2 rRNA genes are annotated in these 958 nt (G+C 59.7%); both read right to left on the minus strand.

Going from position 1 to position 958, the window contains the following annotated elements:
* Nucleotides 1–242: 242 nt before the first annotated feature.
* Nucleotides 243–359 (minus strand): 5S ribosomal RNA (gene rrf, locus G3I65_RS09145).
* Between the two features lie 71 nt (nt 360–430).
* Nucleotides 431–958: ribosomal RNA gene (locus G3I65_RS09150) — 23S ribosomal RNA — on the minus strand; the annotation flags it as partial.

Below are 958 nucleotides of genomic sequence, written 5' to 3' on the forward strand. Positions count from 1 at the left end.
TGTCCGCCGTCGCGGCCGCCGCGGTCCTGGCGCGCACCGCGCCGGTCTCCCCGGGGTGCGTCCGACCGGTCCCGGGAGCCTTCGTCCCGGCGTGCCGATCGGCCGGACCCATCATCCGCTGAGTCTCGTCGACCGAACTCGGACACCTGGCCTCCTGCCGTGGAAAAATCTTGTTCTGGACATACGCGTACGGCCCGCTAGGGCAGCCAACTGGCTATCCTAACGGGCCGTACGGAAGGTAAGTTCGGCGGTGTCCTACTCTCCCACAACCCTTCGGTTGCAGTACCATCGGCGCTGTCAGGCTTAGCTTCCGGGTTCGGAATGGGACCGGGCGTTTCCCTGACGCTATAACCACCGAAACACTCCGAAACAACACACACCGTCACCAGCGTGGTGTTTCAGAACCGTAGAGTGGATGCGCAACATCTTCGTAGACAAGTCCTCGGCCTATTAGTACCAGTCAACTCAACAACACATTACTGTGCTTCCATATCTGGCCTATCAACCCAATGGTCTATTGGGAGCCTTAACCCACAAAGGGTGGGATACCTCATCTTGGAACAGGCTTCCCGCTTAGATGCCTTCAGCGGTTATCCCTTCCGAACGTGGCCAACCAGCCATGCCCTTGGCAGAACAACTGGCACACCAGAGGTTCGTCCGTCCCGGTCCTCTCGTACTAGGGACAGCCTTCCTCAAGTATCCTACGCGCGCGGCGGATAGGGACCGAACTGTCTCACGACGTTCTAAACCCAGCTCGCGTGCCGCTTTAATGGGCGAACAGCCCAACCCTTGGGACCTACTCCGGCCCCAGGATGCGACGAGCCGACATCGAGGTGCCAAACCATGCCGTCGATATGGACTCTTGGGCAAGATCAGCCTGTTATCCCCGGGGTACCTTTTATCCGTTGAGCGACACCCCTTCCACCAGGAGGTGCCGGATCACTAGTCCCGACTTTCG

Source organism: Amycolatopsis sp. SID8362 (assembly GCF_010550475.1).
GTDB classification, from domain to species: Bacteria; Actinomycetota; Actinomycetes; order Mycobacteriales; family Pseudonocardiaceae; genus Amycolatopsis; species Amycolatopsis eburnea.